This window comes from Neobacillus niacini (assembly GCF_046591715.1).
Classification (GTDB): Bacteria; Bacillota; Bacilli; order Bacillales; family Cytobacillaceae; genus Neobacillus; species Neobacillus niacini_L.
Genome location: NZ_JAWVNQ010000031.1, coordinates 1 through 2,181, shown reverse-complemented (window position 1 = coordinate 2,181; position 2,181 = coordinate 1). Strand labels below are relative to the sequence as shown.

Here is a 2,181-nt window from a genome sequence, read left to right as displayed (position 1 = left end):
AATAAAGTAGGGAAACCTCTCTCAAGGCTTCCCCCTTATCAAACCGTACGTGCCCTACTAAGGCATACGGCTTACCAATATGTTACAACTTCTATCAAGAGAATGCATTCCAGGCATTTTGCATCTTTTGGAGGCGGTGAGGTGTATAATACTCCTCACCTTTTGCTTTTGCACGCTTGATTTTATTCTTGAGGTCACTTTTTGCCTTACTGGACATCTCATTTAGATACTGTTCCTTTGTGTACCCATATGCCTTATTTAAATAAAGCCAGTATGTAGGAATCAGATTAATTTTGAGAAAGAAGGCTTTATTCCAGAGACTTCGCATCTTTTTCTCTTTTCTTTGAGTAGGATGTTTATGAATAAAAGCCACCCTTAACCTTCTTCTTATATAACCATCTAGAGAGGTAAGGGTTCTTCGAACCCATCTTGTAATACAGTGGTTTGTACTACCTAACTTTATATTTTCTTTTATCGCTTTAACAATTGTAAGGTAGTAATTGACTTTCCCTCTGATAATTGGGTTCACACGCTCAATCCACTCTTCTTTACTTAGCGTGAGTGTTTTGCGGGTCTTATCCTTTATCTTAAGTCGAAAATCTTTGATTGAATCTTCTTTAGGAGTTACATGAAAGACAGGCTTTCTATCTTTCTTTCCTCCTCTCCAATGATGGAAGGTAAAGCCTAGGAAATCAAAATCATCTTTCTTAAAGTCAATGATTTTTGTCTTCTCCTTAGAAATTTCTAGTCCAAGTTCATTCAACTTATCCTTAGTGATAGAAGCAGCTTTCTTAATGTCCTCTTTTGATTTTGCAAAGAGCAGAAAGTCGTCTGCATAGCGGACAAAACGAATATTATTCAAGTCCCATTCCCAATCCATTTCATTTAAGTATACATTTGCCAAAAGTGGTGAAATTACACCGCCCTGAGGTGTTCCATAATCCGAGTGAATAAGTTTTCCTTCTTCCATGTGCCCAGCTTTAAGCCATTGTTCAATCAAGCCTAGGACCGTACGGTCCGAAACATACTTCTTAAGAACTCCATTGAGTTTCTTATGGGGTATATTGTCAAAGAATCCTTTTATGTCACAGTCGTAAATATGATTGTACCCCTGTTCAATATTCCAAAGGATTATTTGTAAAGCTCTTTGAACTCCACGATTTGGTCTATAACCTACTGACCAGTTATGAAATAGATTATCTTCAAATTTTGGCTGAAGCACATTCACCACACTTTGTTGGACAATGCGGTCTTCAATTGTTGGAATTCCCAGTGGACGTTTCTTTCCGTTCTTCTTCGGAATGTATACTCTCCTAACTGGCTGAGCTTGATAGGTCTTCAACCTTAATTTTCCTAGAAGTGTCATGATGTTTTCTTCTAGTTTAGCGTCATAGCTTTCTATCGTTTCTCCGTCTATCCCTCCTGCTCCTTTGTTCGCTTTTACTTGTTCGAAGCTTTGGGTTAGTTTTCGGTCGAACAATATTTGTCCATAGACGCTGTGTAGTTTAAATTTCCACTCTTGATTCATTGCATATTCCACGCCTTTCCTTGATGTACATTCAAACGGTTTTACCGCAGTAACATGATTGTTGGCATTACATCTTGTCCATGACTTGGAGCCATAGGTCATTCCCCTTCCGTTCACTTGATGTTCTGGTCATCTAGTTACTTCCGTACTATGAGAATGTCTGACTACTCCACCAGTTCTTCGTCACTTCGGATTACCCTTATAGACTAGAACCCTGCCTGTTCGGTAAGGTGGAGTCCTCACGGGGTCATCGCATTTCCCTTATAAGCATACCCTGCACCATCACGCTATAAGTCACATTTTCCCGTTCTGACTTCTAAAGAAAAATGCCTCCTGAGTGGGCTTCCTCACTTTTCGAAAAGTCGCCAACTTATCTCGCCGCTGTGCTTCACACTTATTGCATTAGGGTCTACATATTCGCCTACGGGTCTCTCGACTTTCCGCATCTCCTTCAGACAACACCTCACGGTGTTGCCCTAGATTAAGCTTCCCAAGCTAGGTCAGTCTCCTTGGGTATGGATTTTCACCATCTGGGATTCAAATTCATTATCTTCTCCAAGTCGTTTCATCGAAATGACGTCTCTTTTCAGATAATGAAAAGAAGAGTGTTGACTGAGTCAACACTCTATGCGACTGCCCGTCGCACAAAAAGA

General features: G+C 40.2%; 1 protein-coding gene. It reads right to left on the bottom strand.

What is annotated here, in order from left to right:
* Window positions 1–94: 94 nt before the first annotated feature.
* Window positions 95–1,645, bottom strand: a complete 1,551-nt coding sequence (ltrA, locus tag SFC47_RS25710) for a group II intron reverse transcriptase/maturase (protein WP_411257376.1) — start codon at window positions 1,643–1,645, stop codon at window positions 95–97.
* Between the last annotated feature and the right edge of the window lie 536 nt (window positions 1,646–2,181).